The organism is Burkholderia stagnalis, assembly GCF_039848545.1.
GTDB classification, from domain to species: domain Bacteria; phylum Pseudomonadota; class Gammaproteobacteria; order Burkholderiales; family Burkholderiaceae; genus Burkholderia; species Burkholderia stagnalis.
Genome location: NZ_CP156685.1, coordinates 3,518,094 through 3,538,142 on the forward strand (window position 1 = coordinate 3,518,094; position 20,049 = coordinate 3,538,142).

General features: G+C 65.7%; 19 protein-coding genes. 7 read left to right on the plus strand and 12 right to left on the minus strand.

The window, feature by feature from the left end:
- Positions 1-32 precede the first annotated feature (32 nt).
- The 6 genes from ABFO07_RS16330 to ABFO07_RS16355 all read right to left on the minus strand — a co-directional run bounded on the left by ABFO07_RS16330 (position 33) and on the right by ABFO07_RS16355 (position 5,794).
- The gene (locus ABFO07_RS16330) at positions 33-758 is read right to left on the minus strand and encodes an amino acid ABC transporter ATP-binding protein (protein ID WP_059908072.1); all 726 of its coding nucleotides are present in this window, start codon (positions 756-758) and stop codon (positions 33-35) included.
- Positions 755-1,432, minus strand: coding sequence for a glutamate/aspartate ABC transporter permease GltK (gltK, locus tag ABFO07_RS16335; RefSeq protein WP_059564509.1), 678 nt, complete (start codon positions 1,430-1,432; stop codon positions 755-757). Before gltK ends, ABFO07_RS16330 begins: the two co-directional genes overlap by 4 nt.
- A complete protein-coding gene (locus ABFO07_RS16340) occupies positions 1,432-2,172 on the minus strand; it encodes an amino acid ABC transporter permease (protein WP_017333367.1) in 741 nt (246 codons plus the stop codon). The genes gltK and ABFO07_RS16340 overlap by 1 nt, the downstream gene beginning before the upstream one ends.
- 84 nt (positions 2,173-2,256) lie before the next feature.
- Complete coding sequence (locus ABFO07_RS16345) at positions 2,257-3,150, minus strand: glutamate/aspartate ABC transporter substrate-binding protein (protein WP_059880853.1); 894 nt, start codon at positions 3,148-3,150, stop codon at positions 2,257-2,259.
- A 217-nt stretch (positions 3,151-3,367) separates the two neighbouring features.
- Positions 3,368-4,654, minus strand: a complete 1,287-nt coding sequence (locus ABFO07_RS16350; RefSeq protein WP_059564510.1) for a Glu/Leu/Phe/Val family dehydrogenase — start codon at positions 4,652-4,654, stop codon at positions 3,368-3,370.
- 186 nt (positions 4,655-4,840) lie between these two features.
- A complete protein-coding gene (locus ABFO07_RS16355; RefSeq protein ID WP_347467934.1) occupies positions 4,841-5,794 on the minus strand; it encodes a LysR substrate-binding domain-containing protein in 954 nt (317 codons plus the stop codon).
- 407 nt (positions 5,795-6,201) lie between these two features.
- Here ABFO07_RS16355 and ABFO07_RS16360 point away from each other — a divergent pair, with 407 nt between their 5' ends.
- Positions 6,202-7,593 (plus strand): MFS transporter, encoded by a 1,392-nt coding sequence (locus tag ABFO07_RS16360; RefSeq protein WP_347467936.1) that lies wholly within the window; start codon positions 6,202-6,204, stop codon positions 7,591-7,593.
- Positions 7,594-7,967: 374 nt separating this feature from the next.
- The gene (gene purB, locus ABFO07_RS16365; RefSeq protein WP_060027034.1) at positions 7,968-9,356 is read left to right on the plus strand and encodes an adenylosuccinate lyase; all 1,389 of its coding nucleotides are present in this window, start codon (positions 7,968-7,970) and stop codon (positions 9,354-9,356) included.
- Between the two features lie 158 nt (positions 9,357-9,514).
- Here purB and ABFO07_RS16370 read toward each other — a convergent pair whose 3' ends face one another.
- Positions 9,515-10,933 carry an NAD(P)/FAD-dependent oxidoreductase gene (locus ABFO07_RS16370; protein ID WP_347467939.1) on the minus strand — a complete coding sequence of 473 codons (1,419 nt, stop codon included), beginning with the start codon at positions 10,931-10,933 and terminating at the stop codon, positions 9,515-9,517.
- Between the two features lie 286 nt (positions 10,934-11,219).
- On the opposite strand from ABFO07_RS16370, the gene ABFO07_RS16375 reads away from it, so the two are divergent.
- The 4 genes from ABFO07_RS16375 (at position 11,220) to ABFO07_RS16390 (ending at position 13,541) form a co-directional block, all read left to right on the plus strand.
- Entirely contained in the window at positions 11,220-11,882 is a 663-nt protein-coding gene (locus tag ABFO07_RS16375; protein ID WP_059809311.1) for a TetR/AcrR family transcriptional regulator, read from the plus strand.
- A gap of 287 nt (positions 11,883-12,169) precedes the next feature.
- Entirely contained in the window at positions 12,170-12,736 is a 567-nt protein-coding gene (locus ABFO07_RS16380; RefSeq protein WP_155713684.1) for a PAAR domain-containing protein, read from the plus strand.
- Positions 12,737-12,739: 3 nt separating this feature from the next.
- Positions 12,740-13,285, plus strand: coding sequence for a DUF4105 domain-containing protein (locus ABFO07_RS16385; RefSeq protein WP_347467942.1), 546 nt, complete (start codon positions 12,740-12,742; stop codon positions 13,283-13,285).
- Positions 13,266-13,541 carry a hypothetical protein gene (locus ABFO07_RS16390; RefSeq protein ID WP_347467944.1) on the plus strand — a complete coding sequence of 92 codons (276 nt, stop codon included), beginning with the start codon at positions 13,266-13,268 and terminating at the stop codon, positions 13,539-13,541. The genes ABFO07_RS16385 and ABFO07_RS16390 overlap by 20 nt, the downstream gene beginning before the upstream one ends.
- A gap of 240 nt (positions 13,542-13,781) precedes the next feature.
- On the opposite strand, the gene ABFO07_RS16395 is transcribed toward ABFO07_RS16390, so the two are convergent.
- The 4 genes from ABFO07_RS16395 to edd all read right to left on the minus strand — a co-directional run bounded on the left by ABFO07_RS16395 (position 13,782) and on the right by edd (position 18,389).
- Positions 13,782-14,285 (minus strand): gluconokinase, encoded by a 504-nt coding sequence (locus ABFO07_RS16395; protein ID WP_059962055.1) that lies wholly within the window; start codon positions 14,283-14,285, stop codon positions 13,782-13,784.
- A 13-nt stretch (positions 14,286-14,298) separates the two neighbouring features.
- The gene (locus ABFO07_RS16400; RefSeq protein ID WP_059564517.1) at positions 14,299-15,660 is read right to left on the minus strand and encodes a gluconate:H+ symporter; all 1,362 of its coding nucleotides are present in this window, start codon (positions 15,658-15,660) and stop codon (positions 14,299-14,301) included.
- Positions 15,661-15,880: 220 nt separating this feature from the next.
- The gene (gene eda, locus ABFO07_RS16405; RefSeq protein WP_059564518.1) at positions 15,881-16,507 is read right to left on the minus strand and encodes a bifunctional 4-hydroxy-2-oxoglutarate aldolase/2-dehydro-3-deoxy-phosphogluconate aldolase; all 627 of its coding nucleotides are present in this window, start codon (positions 16,505-16,507) and stop codon (positions 15,881-15,883) included.
- 25 nt (positions 16,508-16,532) lie between these two features.
- Positions 16,533-18,389: a phosphogluconate dehydratase gene (edd, locus tag ABFO07_RS16410; protein WP_347467947.1), complete on the minus strand. Its 1,857-nt coding sequence runs from the start codon at positions 18,387-18,389 to the stop codon at positions 16,533-16,535.
- Between the two features lie 295 nt (positions 18,390-18,684).
- Between edd and ABFO07_RS16415 the strand changes: the two genes are divergently transcribed.
- Complete coding sequence (locus ABFO07_RS16415; RefSeq protein ID WP_059809302.1) at positions 18,685-19,533, plus strand: MurR/RpiR family transcriptional regulator; 849 nt, start codon at positions 18,685-18,687, stop codon at positions 19,531-19,533.
- Positions 19,534-19,615: 82 nt separating this feature from the next.
- Here the strand turns inward: ABFO07_RS16415 and ABFO07_RS16420 are convergent, their stop codons facing one another.
- Positions 19,616-20,038, minus strand: a complete 423-nt coding sequence (locus ABFO07_RS16420; protein ID WP_155631841.1) for a CopD family protein — start codon at positions 20,036-20,038, stop codon at positions 19,616-19,618.
- Between the last annotated feature and the right edge of the window lie 11 nt (positions 20,039-20,049).

The following is a 20,049-nucleotide window of genomic DNA, read 5'->3' on the forward strand; positions in this document are numbered from 1 at the left end:
CGCACGAAGGGCGGCCCCGCCGCCCTGCCCGCTCAGTGCAGGATCTTCGCGAGGAAGTCCTTCGCGCGATCCGATTTCGGGTTCGCGAAGAATTCTTCCTTGCGGTCGTCCTCGACGATCGCGCCCTTGTCCATGAAGATCACGCGGTGCGCAACCTTCTTCGCGAAGCCCATCTCGTGCGTGACGACCATCATCGTCATCCCTTCCTGCGCGAGTTCGACCATCACGTCGAGCACTTCGTTGATCATCTCCGGATCGAGCGCCGAAGTCGGCTCGTCGAACAGCATCGCGATCGGATCCATCGACAGCGCGCGCGCGATCGCGACCCGCTGCTGCTGGCCGCCCGACAGCTGGCCCGGATACTTGTGCGCGTGCGCCTTCAGGCCGACGCGATCGAGCAGCTTCAGCCCCTTCTCGTTCGCCTCGTCCTTGCCGCGGCCGAGCACCTTGATCTGCGCGAGCGTCAGGTTCTCGGTGATCGACAGGTGCGGGAACAGCTCGAAGTGCTGGAACACCATGCCGACCTTCGAACGCAGCTTCGACAGGTTCGTCTTCCTGTCGCCCACCGACTGGCCGTTGACGAGGATCTCGCCCTGCTGGAACGGCTCGAGGCCGTTCACCGTCTTGATCAGCGTCGACTTGCCCGAGCCCGACGGCCCGCACACCACCACCACCTCGCCCTTGTTCACTTCCGTCGTGCAATCGGTGAGGACCTGAAACTGGCCGTACCACTTCGAAACGTTCTTGATGGAAATCATCTTGTGACCTTTTTCTGGAGACCTTTGACGAGGGCGGACGCCACCGAGCAAATCACGAAATAGCATGCGCCTGCGAACAGGATCATCTCGACGCTCGTGCCGTCGCGATCGCCGATGTTCGCGGCCGTGCGGAAGAAGTCCGCGAGACTGATCACGTAGACGAGCGACGTGTCCTGGAACAGCACGATCGCCTGCGTGAGCAAGAGCGGCACCATCGCGCGGAAGGCCTGCGGCAGGATCACGAGGCGCATCGCCGTCGCGTAGTTCATGCCGAGCGCGAACGCGGCATTCACCTGCCCGCGCGGCACCGCCTGGATGCCGGCACGGATGATCTCCGAATAATACGCGGCCTCGAACAGCGAGAACGCGACCATCGCCGATGCGAGCCGGATATCGATCGTCGGCGACAGCCCGAGCACGCCCTGCAGCACCTGCGGCACGATCAGGAAGAACCACAGCAGCACCATCACGAGCGGGATCGAGCGGAACACCGTCACGTAGCCCTGCGCGAACCACGCGAGCGGCTTCACGCCCGACAGCCGCATCAGCGCGAGCAGCGTGCCCCAGACGATCCCGACGACGATCGCGAGCACGGTGATCTGCAAGGTGATGACGGCGCCCGTCCAGAGCGTCGGCAGCGCGCCGGGAATACTACTCCAGTCGAACTGATGCATCACTTGCCTCCGATGTAGCCGGGCAGCCGCGAGCGGCTTTCGATCCAGCGCATGAACGCCATCACGACGAGGTTGATGATCACGTACGCGAGCGTGACCGCGATGAACGACTCATACGTCTGCGCGGTGTAGTCGACGAGCTGGCGCGCCTGCGCGGACAGGTCGAGCAGGCCGATCGTCGACGCGACCGCCGAGTTCTTGAAGATGTTCAGGAATTCCGACGTCAGCGGCGGCACGATGATCCGGTAGGCAACCGGCAGCAGTACGTAGCGATACGTCTGCCACTGCGTGAAGCCCATCGCGAGGCCGGCGGCGCGCTGGCCCTTCGGCAGCGCGTTGATGCCCGAGCGCACCTGCTCGCACACGCGTGCGCCGGTGAACAGGCCGAGACAGACGATCGACGCGGTGAAGAACTGCGTGCCCGGCGGCAGCTGCTTGATCCAGGTGCCGATCGACGCCGGCAGCAGTTCGGGCACGACGAGGTACCAGACGAAGAACTGCACGATCAGCGGAATGTTCCGGAAGATCGACACGTACAGCGTGCCGAGCGCGGACAGCCATTTGTTCGGGACGGTGCGCAGCACGCCGAACAGCGAACCGACGATCAGCGCGATGACCCAGGCGACGAGCGACACCTTGATCGTCACCCAGAAGCCCGACATCAGCCAGCCGAGATACGTCGTCGGCTCGCCGGTCGAGACGGGGCTCAGGAAGATGCCCCAGTTCCAGTGGTATGACATGGGCAAGACTCCAGCAAAAAGAAACGGAAGAAGCGTGGCCTCTTCCGTTTCATCAGCGTCAACACTGCATCAACGGACGCGGGGTCAGTCGAGTGCCTTGTCGTTCGGGTTCGCGTAGAGCTTCTTCATCGATTCGCTCAGCGGGAAGTTCAGGTTCAGCCCCTTCGGCGGGATCGGGTTCTCGAACCACTTCGCGTAGATCTTCGCGGCTTCGCCCGACTTCTCGACCTGCGCGATCGCGTCGTCGACCACCTTCTTGAACTCCGTATCGCCCTTGCGCATCATGCAGCCGTAAGCTTCTTCCGACTGCGGCGTGCCGACGATCGCCCAGTCGTCCGGCTTCTTGGCCTTCGCGCGCTCGCCTGCCAGCAGCGCGTCATCCATCATGAACGCGACCGCGCGGCCCGATTCCAGCGTATTGAACGAATCGCCGTGATCCTTCGCGCTGATGATGTTCATGCCGAGCTGCTTGTCGTTGTTCATCTTGCGCAGCAGGCGCTCGGACGTCGTGCCGGCCGTCGTCACGACGGTCTTGCCCTTCAGGTCCGCGAAATCCTTGACGCCCGAATCCTTCTTCGTCATCAGGCGCGTGCCGATCACGAAGATCGTGTCGGAGAAGGCAGCCTGCTGCTGGCGCTCGACGTTGTTGGTCGTCGAGCCGCACTCGATGTCGACCGTGCCGTTCTGCACGAGGGGGATGCGGTTCTGCGACGTGACCGGGATGTTCTTCACCTGCAGGTTCGGCAGGCTCAGCTTCTTCTTCACCGCATCGACGACCTTCAGCTGGATCTCGCGCGAATAGCCGACCACCTGCTGGTTCTGGTCGTAGTAGGAAAACGGAATCGACGATTCGCGGTGGCCCAGCGCGATCACGCCCGTGTCCTTGATTTTCTTCAGCGTGCTGGTCTCCTGGGCATGGGCGCCACTCGCGAACGCGCAGAGCGCGGCGGCCATCAGGACTGCCTTGTGGTATTTCATTTTGTTCATCTCCTTGGCGAAAACCCGAGCCAGTGTATCAAAGTAATATTTATGAAAGTACTGTTGTTTACCGCACTACGGATCGCCCCATCGGAAGCCGTCCTCCCGGCTTCGGGCACCCGGAATGCGCGCGCGGGCGGCACCGGATTCGGTGCCGCCCGCGGGGCTCATGCACGCAACCGGGTGGATTGCGTCATGCCTTGATCGAGTTCGACGATCAGGGGTACAGGCCGCGCATTTCGCGCGCCATCAGGATGCGCTTGCACGCGACGATGAACGCCGCGGTACGCACCGACACCTTGTGCTCTTCCGCGACCGCCCATACGCCGGCGAACGCTTCGCGCATCACGCGCTCGAGACGGTGGTTGATCTCGTCTTCCGTCCAGAAGAAGCTCGAGAAATCCTGCACCCACTCGAAGTACGACACGGTCACGCCGCCCGCGTTCGCGATCACGTCCGGGATCACGAGCACGCCGTTCGCGCTCAGGATGTCGTCCGCCGCGGTCGTCGTCGGGCCGTTCGCGCCTTCGACGATGATCTTCGTGCGGATCTTCGCTGCGTTCTTCTCGGTGATCTGGTTTTCCAGTGCCGCCGGGATCAGGATGTCGGTTTCGACCGTCCAGAACTCGTCGTTCGGCATCGGCTCCGAGCCCGGGAAGCCCGCGACGCCGCCGGTCTGCGCGACGTGGTCGAGCAGCTTGCTCGCGTCGAGGCCGGCCGGCTGGTAGATCGTGCCGGTGTGATCCTGCACCGCGATCACCTTCGAGCCCGCTTCCTGGAACAGCTTAGCCGCGATGCCGCCGACGTTGCCGAAGCCCTGCACCGCGATGCGCGCGCCTTCGATCTCGAGGCCCTTCTTCTTCGCCGCTTCGCAGCCGACCACGAACACGCCGCGGCCGGTCGCTTCCTTGCGGCCGAGCGAACCGCCGAGCGAGATCGGCTTGCCGGTCACGACGCCGGTGGCCGTCTGGCCCTGGTTCATCGAGTAGGTGTCCATCATCCACGCCATCACCTGTTCGTTGGTGTTGACGTCCGGCGCCGGAATGTCGGTGTTCGGGCCGATGATGATGCCGATTTCGCTGGTGTAGCGGCGCGTCACGCGCTCGAGCTCGCCGCGCGACAGCTTGCGCGGGTCGACGCGGATGCCGCCCTTCGCGCCGCCGTACGGCACGTTCACGGCTGCGTTCTTCACCGACATCCATGCCGACAGCGCCATCACTTCCGACAGCGTCACGTCCTGGTGGTAGCGCACGCCGCCCTTGCCCGGGCCGCGCGACACGTTGTGCTGCACGCGATAGCCCTCGAAGTGCGCGACGGTGCCGTTGTCGAGCTCGATCGGCACGTCGACGACCAGGATGCGCTTCGGACGCTTCAGCGTTTCGAGCCAGCGCGACAGCGAGCCGAGGTACGGCGCGACGCGGTCGACTTGCTGAAGGTAGTTGCCCCACGGGCCGAGATCGTCGGCGTGCAAGTAGGACGGGATGGACTGCAGTTGCGAAGACATGGATTCTCCAACGGTCAACGGATGGCGCACATTGTCGAAAAACCCGTTTTTTTTATCCAATGCCGTTTGCTTATTCGATTATGCGTTTCATGCATGATCGTTATTTTTCGCAAAAGTGCGGTCGATTTGCGCAAGAACGGCCGCGATCGGCCGTCGATCCGCCGCCGCGCGAATGCCGCATGAATGCTATGCGGCCGCGTCGCGCAGCTCGTTGCTCACCACGTCCCACAGCGCGCGCACGAGCTTCTGCCGCGGCTCGTCGCCCTGCAGCGCGACCTTGTCGCAGTACAGGCGGATCTCCATCGTCAGCGTGAACGGATGCACGCCGCCGCGCCCGCCGCGGTCGAGCCGGATCAGGCGGCCGCCCGCGACCGCGTCCTCGACCGCGCTGTGCGGCAGGAAGGCGATGCCGTGGCCGGCGAGCGCCATCGCCTTCAGCCCTTCCGCCATGTCGGTTTCGTACACGCGGTCGAGGAACAGCGGCGCCGACGCGTTCGCGATGATCACCTCGGTCATCCGGCCGAGATACGCGTTCGGCGTATAGGACAGATACGGCACGCGCGCGTCCGCGGTGCCGGGCAGCGTATAGCGCGGCCGCCCGGCCCGGCCGGGCGCCGAGAACGGGCTGATCGGCTCGCTGCCGAGTGCCAGCATGTCGTAGCGCGCGGGGTCCAGCGCGACCGGATGGCTCGGGTGGTGATAGCCCATCACGAGATCGCAGCCGCCCTCGACGAGCGACAGCACCGCGTCGTGCACGTTCAGCGCGCGCAGCCGCGTATGAACCGGCCCCATCTTCGCCTCGATGCGTTGCAGCCAGCGCGGGAAATAGGTGAGCGACAGCGTGTGCGGCACCGCGAACTCGATCGTCGGCACCGGCGCGCCGACGTGGCCGCGCAGCAGCGTGCGCGCCTCGTGCGCCTGCGACAGCATCGTCAGCGCCTGCTCGTAGAAGATCTGGCCGGCCTGCGTGAGCCGGGTCGGATAGACCGAACGATCGATCAGTTCCGTCGCGAGCCACGCCTCGAGCGCCTGGATGCGCCGCGAGAACGCCGGCTGGGACACGTGCCGCAACTCGGCGGAGCGGCTAAAGCTGCGCGTCTCCGCGAGCGAGACGAAGTCTTCGAGCCATTTCAGTTCCATGCGGGCGGGCGCGGCGGGCGGCGGTCGGGAAGAAGCCTGCATTCTACCGGCGCCGCGGGGGCGCGGCGTGCGGCGCGGCGGCGCCGGCCCGCCCCGGCATGAACGCTTCCCCGCGGTGCACCGCCGGGCGCATGACATCCGTTGTGCATCGCCGCACCAGCGCCGCGCCGCGCGCACGCCCGCGGTGCCGGTGCCCTGCATTGCGCCCGCGGGTGCACGTCCCGGCCGGCTCCGCCCGCGCGCGGCCCGCGCAGGCCGGACGCCGCATCAGGCAACGGCCCGGCAAAAGCCGCCGCGCGTTGGCATGGACATTGCGGAACGGATTCCCGGATCCGCCGCCGCGCGGCCGCCCGACGTTCCATCCGGCCTCGCCCGGCTTCGCGGCCGCAACCCCGGAGGCTCCACCGATGAAGACCTTGCGCACTTCCCTGCAGAGCGGCAACTGGCGTTCGCTGCTCGCGTGCTTCCTGTACTTCGACACCGGCTTCACCGTCTGGGTGCTGTACGGCCCGCTCGCGCCGTTCATCGGCAAGGACATCGCGATGTCCGCCGCGCAGCAGGGCTTTCTCGTCGCGGTACCCGTGCTCGCCGCCGCGATCCTGCGCGTCACGCTCGGCAACCTGTACCAGTCCGCGAACGGCCGGCGCGTCGCGCTGATGGGCGTGCTGCTGTCCGCGCTGCCCGCGGTCGTGCTGCCGTGCGTGCCTGGCGCGCCGTCGTACGCGCTGCTGCTGGTGCTCGGCGTGTTCCTCGGGATCGGCGGCGCGAGCTTCGCGGTCGCGCTGCCGATGGCGGGCAGCAGCTACCCGCCGAAGGTGCAGGGCCTCGTGCTCGGCCTGGCCGCGGCCGGCAACATCGGCGCGGTGCTCGACGGGTTCATGTTTCCGCATGTCGCGGCCGCGCTCGGCTGGCAGTTCTCGACCGCCGCCGCGCTGCCGCTGCTCGCGATCGCCGGCTTCGCGCTGTTCGCGTGGGCCGACGACCGCGGCGAGAAATCGGGCAGCGCACCGCGCGCGCTCGGCGCGTTCGCGATCACGCTCGCGGGCCTCGTCGCGCTCGTGCTCGCGGTGCACGGCGGGCTGTTCGGCGCCGGCAAGACCGGTGTGCTGCTGCTGCCGGTGATGGGCGCGCTGCTCGCGATCGCGGTGCTGCCCGCGCGCTACCGCGCGGTGCTCGCCGAACGCGACACATGGGCCGTCATGCTGATCTACAGCATCACGTTCGGCGGCTTCGTCGGCATGTCGTCGTATGTGACGCTGCTGCTCACGACGCTCTACCAGATGCCGAAGATCGAGGCCGGCCTGTTCATGTCGCTGCTGGCCTTCCTCGGCGCGATCGTGCGACCGCTCGGCGGCCACCTCGCCGACCGCGTCACCGGCGTGCGCGCGCTGATCGTGCTGCTCGCCGCGATCGCCGCCGCCGATTTCGCGTTCGCCGCGTGGATGCCGCCGGTGACGGGCGGCATCGCGCTGCTGATCTGCCTGTACGTCGCGTTCGGGCTCGGCAACGGCGCGACGTTCCAGCTCGTGCCGCACCGCTGGCCGGGCAAGACCGGCCTGCTGTCGGGCATCGTCGGCGCGGCCGGCGGGATCGGCGGCTTCTATCTGCCCGTCGTGATGGGCATCGCGAAGGAAAGCACCGGCAGCTACCAGCTCGGCTTCGCGACGTTCGGCGCGCTCGCCGCCTGCGCGTGCGGCGTACTCGTGCTGCTGCGCGCGCCGTGGCTGCGCTGGGCCGCGCCCGCGGCGGCGGCCCCGGCCGTCCCGGTTGCCGCGCCGCTCGCCGGCGCCGCGGACTGACGGGCCGCCGCGCCTGCCGGCCGCCGGCCCCGCCCGCCGACGCGCGCGCCCGGGCCATGCGCCGGGCCGCGCGCCGGGCCATGCGCCGGGCCATGCGCCGGGCCATGCGCCGGGCCATGCGCCGGGCCATGCGCCGGGCCATGCGCCGGGCCATGCGCCGGGCCATGCGCCGGGCCATGCGCCGGGCCATGCGCCGGGCCATGCGCCGGGCCATGCGCCGGGCCATGCGCCGGGCCATGCGCCGGGCCGCGCGGCCGGCGAGCCGGCGCGGCCCGGCCGCGATCGACGCCCGACTGGGGGGCGGCCCCGCGCCGATGGTAAAATCGCGGATTCTCCTCCCCCTCGTTCGACCCGGCTCCAAGGCCCGCCCGATCATGTCCGACACTCGTCCCGATACGCTTTTCGCCCTCACCGCGCTCTCGCCCATCGACGGCCGCTACGCCAGCAAGACCGAAGCGCTGCGCGACTGGCTCTCCGAAGCCGCTTTCATGCGTCACCGCGTCACCGTCGAGGTGCACTGGCTGATCGCGCTGTCGCGCGCCGGCTTCGCCGAAGTGCCGCGCTTCTCCGACGCCGCCGAGCAGTTCCTGCTGCAGCTCGTCGAGCGCTTCACCGCGCACGACGCCGCGCGCATCAAGGACATCGAGCGCGTCACGAACCACGACGTGAAGGCCGTCGAATACTGGCTGAAGGAATCGGTGAAGGGCCAGGCCGAACTCGAGAAGGCCAGCGAATTCATCCACTTCGCATGCACGTCCGAGGACATCAACAACACGTCGCACGGCATGATGCTGGCCGGCGCGCGCGAGCACGTGATCCTGCCGGCGCTGCGCACCGTCCACCAGCGCCTCGTCGCGCTCGCGCACGCGCACGCCGACCAGCCGATGCTGTCGCGCACGCACGGCCAGCCGGCCAGCCCGACCACGCTCGGCAAGGAGCTCGCGAACGTCGCGGCGCGCCTCGCGCGCGCGATCGCCCGCATCGAGAAGGTCGAGATCCTCGGCAAGATGAACGGCGCGGTCGGCAACTTCAACGCGCACCTGTCCGCGTATCCGGAATTCGACTGGGAAGCGTTCTCGCGCGACGTGATCGAGAACCGCCTGAAGCTGACGTTCAACCCGTACACGATCCAGATCGAGCCGCACGACTACATGGCCGAGCTGTTCGACGCGGTCGCGCGCGCGAACACGATCCTGCTCGACCTCGACCGCGACGTGTGGGGCTATATCTCGGTCGGCTACTTCAAGCAGAAGACCAAGGCGGGCGAAATCGGCTCGTCGACGATGCCGCACAAGGTCAACCCGATCGATTTCGAGAACTCGGAAGGCAACCTCGGGCTCGCGAACGCGACGCTGCGCCACCTCGCCGACAAGCTGCCGGTGTCGCGCTGGCAGCGCGACCTCACCGATTCGACGGTGCTGCGCAACATGGGCGTCGCGCTCGGCTACTCGCTGCTCGCGTATGACTCGCTGATCCGCGGCCTCGACAAGCTCGAAGTGAACCCGCAGCGCCTGAACGAAGACCTCGACAACTGCTGGGAAGTGCTCGCCGAGCCGGTGCAGACGGTGATGCGCCGCTACGGCATCGAGAACCCGTACGAGCAGCTGAAGGAGCTGACGCGCGGCAAGGGCATCACGCGCGACGCGCTGCACGAGTTCGTCGGCACGCTCGCGATCCCGCAGGACGCGAAGGATCGCCTGCTCGCGATGACGCCCGCGTCGTACATCGGCAAGGCCGTCGAACTGGCGAAGCGGATCGCGTAACACCGCGCGCCCGCCGCGCCAAGGAAAAACGCCCGATGCATTGCGCATCGGGCGTTAATGAGATGGTCAGCCCGATCCCCACACAGCGAACTACGCTGAGTGGGGATTGTTCTTTTTGGGGACCATCGTTTGTGCTACCGGCGACCCGCGTCGCGCGATCAGAACGAGATCATCTTCCCCGGATTGAGCGCCGTCATCACGCTCATCGCCGCCTTCGCGGCCGGAATCGCGATCGGCGACAGCTGGCGGCCGAGCGGAATCGCGCGGTGATCGATGCCGGTCAGCATCGAGAAATCGTCGTTGCGGCCGACGAAGTCGTCGCAGATCGCCTTGCCGATCCGCACCGTCTGCGCGACGCCGTGGCCGCTCCAGCCCTGCACCATGTACATCGGCACGCGGCCGTCGGTCTTGCGGCTGTCGGTCGCGCCGTTCAGCGTGAAGTCGCTGACGCCGCTCCAGCAGTAGTCGAGCGCGAAGCGGCCGTCGACTTGCGGAAACACCGCGTTCAGCCGCGTGAGCAGATACGCGTTCACGTCCGGCTGCGCCCAGCAGGTGCCGGTGCCCTGCCCGCCGAACAGCAGGCGGTTGCCGCGCACGGGCCGGTAGTAGTCGATCTGGAACTGCGTGTCGTAGACCGGCATCCCGGCCGGCATCAGCGTCGCGACATCGACGTCGAGCGGCTTCGTCACGCTCACGTACGTGAAGAACGGCACGGTCGTCGCCGCGCCGTCGTCGAGCAGCCGGAACGTGGCGTTGTGCAGCGCGAGCACGACGCCCTTGCGCGCGGTGATCGTGCCGCCGGCGGTGGTCGCGACGACGCCGGCCGGCGTCTCGTCGAGCTCGAGCACCTCGGTGCCTTCGTACAGCGCGCCGCCGTTCAGGCGGAAGCCGTGGACCAAGCCGCGCACCAGCGCGAGCGGATGGATCTGGCCGCCCAGCGCGTCGATCGCCGCGCCGTAGTACAGCGCCGAGCGCACGTATTCGTCCTGGAGCTGATGCTTGCCGGCGAGCGTCACGCCGTCGTCGCCCAGATGGCGGCGCGCATCCGCGCCGTCGAGCAGCGCGCTCATGTGGCCCGGGTGAATCGCGGCCGTGATGTGGCCGCGCTTGCGGTCGAGGTCGAGCGCGTAGCGCGCGCCGATCGCGTCGATCAGGTCCATCGACTCGGCCGACGCGAAACGCCACAGGCGCTTCGCGTCGTCATGCGACAGCTGTTCGATCATGTCGGCGGCTTCCCAGCGCGCGAGGCCGGGCGTCAGCTGGCCGCCGTTGCGGCCCGATGCCGCGGAGCCGACGTGGTGCTTGTCGACGAGGATCGTATCGACGCCCGCCTCGGCAAGATGCAGCGCCGCGGACGCGCCGAGCAGGCCGGCGCCGATCACGAGCACGTCGCACACGGCGTCGTGCGCGAGCGGCGCGCCGTTTTCCCAGCGCGACAGCGACGCCTCGTACCAGTTGGCCGGACGTTCGCCGTCGTAGCCGGCCGGATCGCACCAGTTCCAGTTGTCTTTTTCGATGTTCAGTTGCGTTGGTTCGAAACGCGATTGGCCCTGGATCAGGGGTTTATTCGAGATCATGTTTGCACTTGCATGGTCTTGGGCCGCCTGTCGAAGAGCCATCTGGCTTCGCGGGTGGGGCAGCCGGTTCCACTTGGGTGTCAACGAGAAAGGGGCGCCATGGCCCGTGTTGACGGCGTGCACGCTCGTGCCGCCTGGATCCCGGACCGTGCGAAAGCACGCATTGAAAGGTGCCGGGACACCCAATTTCTACACCGCAGAAATAATTCTACAGTGTAGAATATGCTTTCGTCAAGCTTACGGTTCGGCATGCCTTCGGGCGTGCGCCGGCCGATCTCCCGCACCGATGAAGGACAAACCCGCCCAAGGCCCGCGCGGCCTCGACAAGGACGCGATCGTCGCGGCCGCGCTGACGCTGCTCGAAGACGTCGGCGAAGCGGCGTTCAGCGTGCGCAAGCTCGCGCAGACGGTCGGCTGCGATCCGATGAGCGTGCTCTACCACTTCAAGTCGAAGGAGGGGCTGAGCCGGGCGATCGCGAACGCGCTGTCGCGCTCGCTAACGCCGGTCGACGATAGCCTCCCGTGGCGCGACCGGCTGCGCGACCTCGCGCGCCAGTATCGCGCGCTCGCATGCCGCTATCCGGCCGCGTTCGCGCTGCTGCAACGGCACGTCAGCACCGGGCCGGCCGATCTCGCGCACATCGAGGCCGTGCATCGCGCGCTGGCCGACGCCGGCGTGCCGCACTCGGCGCGGGCGGGCGTGTGCGTGGGCTGGTATGCAAGCGTGATCGGGCTCGCCGCCGCCGAAGCCGGCGGCCTGACGCGGCCGGCCAACGACGTCGAGCTCGCGGAAATCGATGCGCTGTCCGACGCGGAGCATCCGCTCGTGAAATCGGCCGCGCCGCTCTATGCGCAGCTCGATCCGGCCGTCGTGCACGACACGATGCTCGACGTGCTGCTCGACGGTATCGAAAGGCGGGGGCAAGACACCTCTAAGGACACAAAATAAACCTGAACGCTCCGCTACCGGTCCAATAGCGTTCGTGGGATCGATCCTAGAAATGCTGCATTCATTTAAGAAAAAGCGCATAGGAAAATTCAAGCGTCACGCTACCCGGCATTACTTGTCCATAGCTCGCCACCCTCTCGCAACACCCGTCTCGATCCACTCGCCACCAAAGAATTCCGAAAATTAACAAGCAAAAATCCGGCCGGATCGATAGCCCAACCGGCAATCGATCCACATTTACACTCACTAACATTGCCTTAGCAATCGACGGCATCTTGATAAATCCCGTGGCAAACTATCAACCACATTTCGCGGGGGATTTCATGAGACGATATTTCGTTCGAGTTGGTGACAAAACAACAGCCGGAGGCACTGTCATTCAAGGAGAAGGGTCATTTAAGTATCGCGGAAAAGCAGTTGCTTACGAAGGGGCGGAAATTTATTGCCATACCTGCACATCGACAGGTCGAATCACAAATACTCCACCGTATCGCACGATGTTGATTAAGGGTAAACAAATTGCGCTCGACAACGACATTTGCCTCTGTAAATGCACCCCACCTCCTCGATTGATTGCCTCGCAGAACACTGGATCCATGACATTTGATCGTCACGATTCGGCACAAGCCAGCTTGCGTGCTGGCACAAATCCGCTGCACGCCTCGAGCGGATCAGTATGCTTCGACGACCAATTCAAGCTTCTTGATGACATCACGGGCTTGCCGCTAGCAAACATCGAGTATGCGGTTCTGCGTGCCAACGGCACGATCGAACACGGTGTCACGGATCGCAGCGGTCACACACACTTGCTTTCGTCGACAGCGGAATCCGAGGCCGTACACATTTATATTTAAAAAATGGACACAGTCCTCTCAAGATCCGGCAAGCTGCTAATCAAGGCTGCGATAACGTCAACCACACCGGCGACGAACTCCAATGCAAAAGCACTTTTTGTAAATTCAAGCCGCGAAACTATCGAGGTGATCATCAGCGACTCCCGGTTGGTGTCCAGAGGATCGCAGTTCGGTCATACTGCGATTGTTGTAGATGGCCGAGAATATGGTCGTGCCCCATCAGGCTGGGATACCGACACGAAGGAGCACTACCTGTATCGCCAGCAGGTCGGCATGCAGCGAGACTCGTGGGGCTATGTGTTAAAGGTAACTGCCACGGAAAGGCAGAAAATCCTCACCGGGATTAACAAGCGAATGTCCGCCAATCAACCCTATTCATTGTTCGAAAATAACTGCTCCTCGAATATCGCTGAAATATTGGAAGAGGCGGGGATACAGGCGTATGACCCTCGCTGGACGTTCGTGGATACCATTTCCCCGGCCGACCTTATGATAGGATTAAAACACTCACGACGACTCATTGCCAGGCATGTTTATCCGAAGAAATAGCGTCGTTTCGTTATTATCGACTTTGATGCTCGGCTGCTCGGCACACCCCGGCGAAACTTGGATTTCGGAAGATCGTATTCCCGTTTACGACGGCGTTGATGGAAAGATCATTTTTTTCCTTCAACCGTTGGATAGCTGCACGCCCGGAATGGACATGGCGGGCAAGGTCGACATGTACACCAAGGTCAAGTGTGAACCTGGCGAAGGTTGGGTAACTGGCGGGAAATTCAAAAAGGTGCCCCGCGACAAAAACTGATTCCACTCCAGCTAGCGTGCCGCTGGCAGGATCCTCTCCCGCATCTGCAACCACCCCACGATCCAGCGTTCACGCAGCAAGCCTTCCCGCACGAACCCCCGGCCGTTCGAGCAGCCGCGCCGACGTCACCTCAAGTTCAAATGAAAAGGGCCGAGACCTGTGTACAGGACTCAGCCCTCGGGCGCGCAATCGATAAATATCTTGTTGCAGCGCTGGCCAGTTGATTGCCGCGAACCGCGCTCAGTGCTGCTGCGCGCTGCCGATCTTCTGCAACACCTGATCGACGATCTGTTCCGGCGTCAGCTCGATGCTGACCTCGATCGCTTCGTCCGGGCCCGGCTCCTCGAGCGTGTCGAGCTGGCTCTGCAGCAGCGACGGATCGAAGAAATGGCCGGTGCGGCTCTTCAGGCGCTCGTGCAACACGTCGAACGAGCCCTTCAGGTACACGAACCGCACGTCGGCGTCGTTGCCGCGCAGCACGTCGCGGTACGAACGCTTCAGCGACGAGCAGGTGAAGACGGCCGTCTCGCCCGCACGCTGCTTGTCCTCGATGGCGGCACGGATCGTCTGCAGCCACGGCCAGCGGTCGTCGTCGGTCAGCGGAATGCCCTGGTGCATCTTCTCCTTGTTGGCGGCGCTGTGAAACGCGTCGCCATCGGTATAGCTGCACGACAGGCGTTCCGCCAGCATTTCGCCGATTCGCGACTTGCCCGCGCCCGACACGCCCATTGCGATCAGAATCATTGACTACCCCTTGTTACAGAACCGCGCTCAGCACCAGCGTAAAGGTCAGGCCGAGCACCGAGATGATCGTTTCGAGCAGCGTCCAGGTCTTGAACGTCTGGCCGACCGTCATCCCGAAATATTCCTTGATCAGCCAGAAGCCGCCGTCGTTGACGTGCGAGAAGATCAGCGAGCCCGACCCCGTCGCCAGCACCAGCAGCTCCGGCTTGACCGCCGCGCCCGACGCCGCCGCGATCGGCGCGACGATGCCGCAGGCGGTCGTCATCGCAACCGTCGCCGAGCCCGTGGCCAGACGAATCAGCGCCGCGACGAACCAGCCGAGCAGCAGCGGCGACAGGTGCGCCTGCGTCGCGGTCGCGACGATCTGCTGCGAGATCCCGCTGTCACGCAGGATACCCCCAAAGCCGCCGCCCGCGCCGACGATCAGCGTGATCCCGGCGATCGGCGCCAGGCACTCGCCGCAGAACTTCTGGATCTGGTCGCGGTTGAAGCCCTGCAGCTTGCCGAACGTGAAGAAGCTCACCAGCACCGCGATCAGCAGCGCGACGTCCGAGTTGCCGGCAAAGCGCAGCAGGTTGTTCGGCAGCGACTTCGGCGTGAAGATCAGGTCGGCCCAGCTGCCCACCAGCATCAGGATCACCGGCAGCAGGATCGTGAACAGCGTGATGCCGAAGCCCGGCAGCTCGCGCTTCTTGCCTTCGGTGTGCGACTCGACGAACTGCGCGGCGAGCGGGTTGTTCTCCGGCAGCTTCACGAACTTCGAGATCGTCAGCGCGAACAGCGGGCCCGCGACGATCGCGGTCGGCACGCCGACGATCAGGCCGAAGGCGATCGTCTTGCCGATATCGGCGCCGTACTGCTGGACCGCGAGCAGCGCGGCCGGGTGCGGCGGGATCAGCCCGTGCACGACCGACAGGCCGGCCACCATCGGCAGGCCGACGACGAGCAGCGACTTGCCGGTGCGCTTCGCGACGTTGAACGCGATCGGGATCAGCAGCACGAAGCCGACTTCGAAGAACACCGGCAGGCCGACGATGATCGCGACGAACATCATCGCCCAGTGGATGTTCTTTTCACCGAACCAGTCGATCAGCGTGGTCGCGATCCGCTCGGCGCCGCCCGATTCGGCCATCATCTTGCCGAGCATCGTGCCCAGGCCGACGACGACCGCAATGTGGCCGAGCGTATTGCCGTTGCCCGTCTCGAACGACTTGACGATCTTGTCCATCGGCATCCCGACCACCAGGCCGAGGCCGAGCGACACGATGATGAGCACCAGGAACGGATAGATCTTGAACCGCGCGATCATCACGATCAGCGCCACGATCGCGATCACGGTGTAGATGAGCAGCATGCTGCCTTGGACAGCCCCCATGTGGACTCCTCCTTGGGATTTATTCGAACCGGGCGGATCGTTGCGAGTATGCCCGGGTATGCAGGTCTCCGAAACAGCGGGCAGACCCCCACCGTCAGGACGCTGAATTTTACTTATCTTTACGGTCGAGCGATAGAACCGGTTCCATCAGCAAAAACCCTTGGTAAAACAAGCACTAAGCGCTCGTCGACCAAGGGTGATCTTGCCATTTCGTACAAGTTCAACGGTGCAGCTGACTCGCCGCTTGCGCGAGGCGCGTGACTTCCGCCCAGTCCTGCGCGGCGAGCGCCGCCTTCGGCGTCAGCCACGAGCCGCCGACGCACACGACGTTCGGCAGCTTCAGGAAATTCGGCGCGGTGTCGACCGTGATGCCGCCCGTCGGGCAGAACTTCAGGTTCGGGAACGGGCCGTGGAACGCCTGCAGCATCGGTACGCCGCCGGCCTGCTGGGCCGGGAAGAACTTGACGATCTCGTAGCCGAATTCGAGCGCCTGGATGATGTCGCTGGGCGTCATCACGCCCGGCAGCAGCGGCAGGCCCGCGTCGAGCGACGCGAGGTGCAGGTCCTTCGTCAGGCCCGGCGACACGCCGAACTGCGCACCCGCCTTCTTCGCCTGCGCGCAGTGCTCGGGCTTCGTGATCGTGCCGACGCCGACGACGATGTCGTCCGCGAGCTGGCTCGCGCGCTCGATCGCTTCCAGCCCCGCCGCGGTGCGCAGCGTGATCTCGAGCACCTTCACGCCGCCGGCGTGCAGCGCACGCGACACATGCTCGCCCTGCTCGACCGAGTCGAATGCGAGCACCGGAATCACCGGGCCCAGCTTCACGATTTCGCCAATCGTCTTCATCGATACCTCTCCTTGAATCCTGAAATTACGCGCTGACGCGCTCGGCTGCTTCGCCGACCAGCGCCCCGAACACCGACGCGCCGTGCTCCGCCGGCGCGGCTGCCGCGCGGAACACGCCGAACAGTTCGCGGCCGAAGCCCACTTCGTTGTCCGCCTGGTGCAGCGGCTGCGCGACCGGGCGCGCCTGCCATTCGGCGTCGTCGACCGCGATGTCGAGCACGCCGGCCTCGGCGTCGATCACGATCGTGTCGCCCGTCTGCACCTTGCCGAGCGGGCCGTTCAACAGCGCCTCCGGCGACACGTGGATCACCGCCGGCACCTTGCCCGACGCGCCGGACATGCGCCCGTCGGTGACGAGCGCGACATGGAAGCCCTGATCCTGCAGCACGCCGAGCAGCGGCGTCAAACGGTGCAGCTCCGGCATCCCGTTCGCGCGCGCGCCCTGGAAGCGCACCACCGCGACGAAATCGCGCTTCAGCTCGCCGCGATCGAAGGCTTCCTGCACGGCTTCCTGCGAATCGAACACGATCGCAGGCGCGCTCACCTTGCGGTGCTCCGGCGCGACCGCCGAGATCTTGATCACGCCGCGGCCGAGCCGGCCCTGCATCAGGCGCAGCCCGCCGTCCGCCTGGAACGGCTCGCCGATCGCGCGCAGCACCTTCGTGTCGTGGCTCTCGGCCGCGCCGTCGACCCACGTGAGCTTGCCGTCGATCAGCTTCGGCTCCTTCGTGTAGTGCGACAGGCCACGGCCCGCGACCGTCGTCACGTCCTCGTGCAGCAGCCCGCCTTCGAGCAGGTTGCGCACCAGGAACGCGATGCCGCCCGCCGCGTGGAAATGGTTCACGTCGGCCTTGCCGTTCGGATAGATCTTCGCGAGCAGCGGCACCGCCGCGGACAGCTCGTCGAAGTCGTCCCAGTCGATCAGGATGCCGGCCGCGCGCGCGATCGCGACGAGGTGCAGCGTATGGTTGGTCGAGCCGCCGGTCGCGAGCAGCGCGACGATGCCGTTGACGATCGCCTTCTCGTCGATCACGTGGCCGATCGGCGTGTAGTGGCCGCGCTCGACGGTCAGGTCGAGCACGCGGCGCGCGGCCTCGGCCGTCAGCGCGGTGCGCAGCGGCGTGTGTGGATGGACGAACGCCGAGCCCGGCAGGTGCAGGCCCATCAGCTCCATCAGCATCTGGTTGCTGTTCGCGGTGCCGTAGAACGTGCAGGTGCCGTGGCCGTGATACGCGGCCGATTCGGCCTCGAGCAGCGCGTCGCGGCCGACCTGGCCGGTCGCGAACTGCTGGCGGATCTTCGCCTTGTCGTCGTTGGACAGGCCGCTCGTCATCGGGCCGGCCGGCACGAAGATCGTCGGCAGATGGCCGAACTGCAGCGCGCCGATCAACAGGCCCGGCACGATCTTGTCGCAGATGCCGAGGCACAGCGCCGCGTCGAACATGTTGTGCGTGAGCGCGATCGCGGTGCCCATCGCGATCGCCTCGCGCGAGAACAGCGACAGCTCCATGCCCGGGTTGCCCTGCGTGACGCCGTCGCACATCGCCGGCACGCCGCCCGCGAACTGCGCGACGCCGCCGTTCTCGCGCGCGGCCGCCTTGATGATGTCCGGGAAATCCTTGTACGGCGCGTGCGCGGACAGCATCTCGTTGTACGAGGACACGATGCCGATGTTCGGTTGCTTGATCGCCTTGATTTCGAACTTGTCGTGGCCTTCGAGGCCCGCGAAACCGTGCGCGAGGTTCGCGCACGACAGCGCGCCGCGCGCCGGGAACTTGCCCTGCGCGCCGTCGATGCGCTTCAGGTAAGCGGAACGGGTCGACTGGCTGCGCGCGATCACGCGTGCGGTGACGTTCGCCAGGGTGGGATGCAGCGAGGTCATGCTGGGCGCTCCTGTATGCCGGCCGACACCGGCGGTTGGAATCGTGGGGACGGTCGAAAGCATCGACTGAACGCAGGCAGTCTAGTAGAAAAACTACACGCCCGCAATGCGGATTCTCGGCTGGAATTCACAAAATAGCCCATTAATTCCTACAAATATTGGTATTTACCCTAGGTTTCCCCCTATCCTTCGCGCCTGCCGCAAACCCAACTTCGGCTAGCAATTTTGTGTAGATTTTCTACAATGCGATTGCGATACACTCGCCCATCCGAACCCGATTCACGTTAGCTGCCCCATGCTGCCCCGCATCGAAGCCATCCGCCCGGAACTGCGCCCGTCCGAGCGCAAGCTCGCCGACTACATCCTCGCCGCGCCGCGCGAGGTGCTCGATCTCGCGATGACCGAGCTGTCGGCGCGCGCCGGCGTCAGCCAGCCGACGATCGCGCGCTTCTGCCAGGCGCTCGGCTGCAGCGGCTTTCGCGAATTCAAGATCCGGCTCGCGCAGAGCGTCGCGCCGGGCGTGTCGTCGGTCTACCGCGACGTCGAGCCCGACGAGCCCGCGCCCGGCATCATCGGCAAGGTGTTCGACCGCACGATCGGCGCGCTGATCGAAGTCCGCAACAGCCTGTCGGCGGGCAGCGTCGCCGACGCGATCACGCTGTTGTCGAACGCGTCGCGGATCGAGTTCTACGGGGCGGGCGGCTCGGGCATCGCCGCGCAGGACATCCAGCACAAGTTCTTCCGGCTCGGCGTGCCGAGCGTCGCGTATTCCGACCCGCACACGTTCTCGATGTCGTCGGCGCTGCTCGGGCCGCACGACGTCGTCGTCGCGATCTCGAATACCGGCCGCACGCGCGACATCGTCGAGGCCGCGCGGGCCGCGCTCGCTTGCGGCGCGAAGGTCGTCGCGATTACGCAGAGCCATTCGCCGCTCGCGAAGCTCGCCACGGTGAGCCTCGCGTCGAACGTCGCCGAGGAAACCGACGTGTTCTCGCCGATGACGTCGCGCATGTCGCATCTCGCGATCGGCGATATCCTCGCCGTCGGCGTCGCGCTGTCGCGCGGCCCCGCGCTGATGGAACGGGTCGGCCGCGCGAAGGAAGCGATCACGCGCCGCCGGATCGACGCGCACGCGAAGGAATAGCCGCCCGCGCGCATCGCGCGGACGCACAACGACAAACGGCGCCCCGAGGGGCGCCGTTTCGCATGTCACGCGGGCGGGCGGATCAGAACGGCTTGATGACCGCGAGCGCGACCGCCGCGAGCATGCCGAACACCGGCAGTTCGTTGAACACGCGATACCACTTGTCGGTGCGGCGATTCTCGCCGCGCTCGAACACCTTCAGCAGGTGGCCGCAATACGCGTGATAGACGATCAGCAGCAGCACGACCGTGAGCTTCGCATGCACCCAGCCCTGCCCCTGGCCGATGCCGACCGCGAGCCACAGCCACAGCCCGCACGCGAGCGCCGGCACCGCGATGAACGTCATGAAGCGGAACAGCTTGCGCGCCATCACGAGCAGCCGGCGCACCGCGGCCGGATCGGTTTCCATCGCGAGGTTCACGTAGATGCGCGGCAGGTAGAACAGCCCCGCGAACCACGATGCGATCAGAACGATATGGAAGGTCTTGATCCAGAGCATTGTCATCGGTTGCGCGC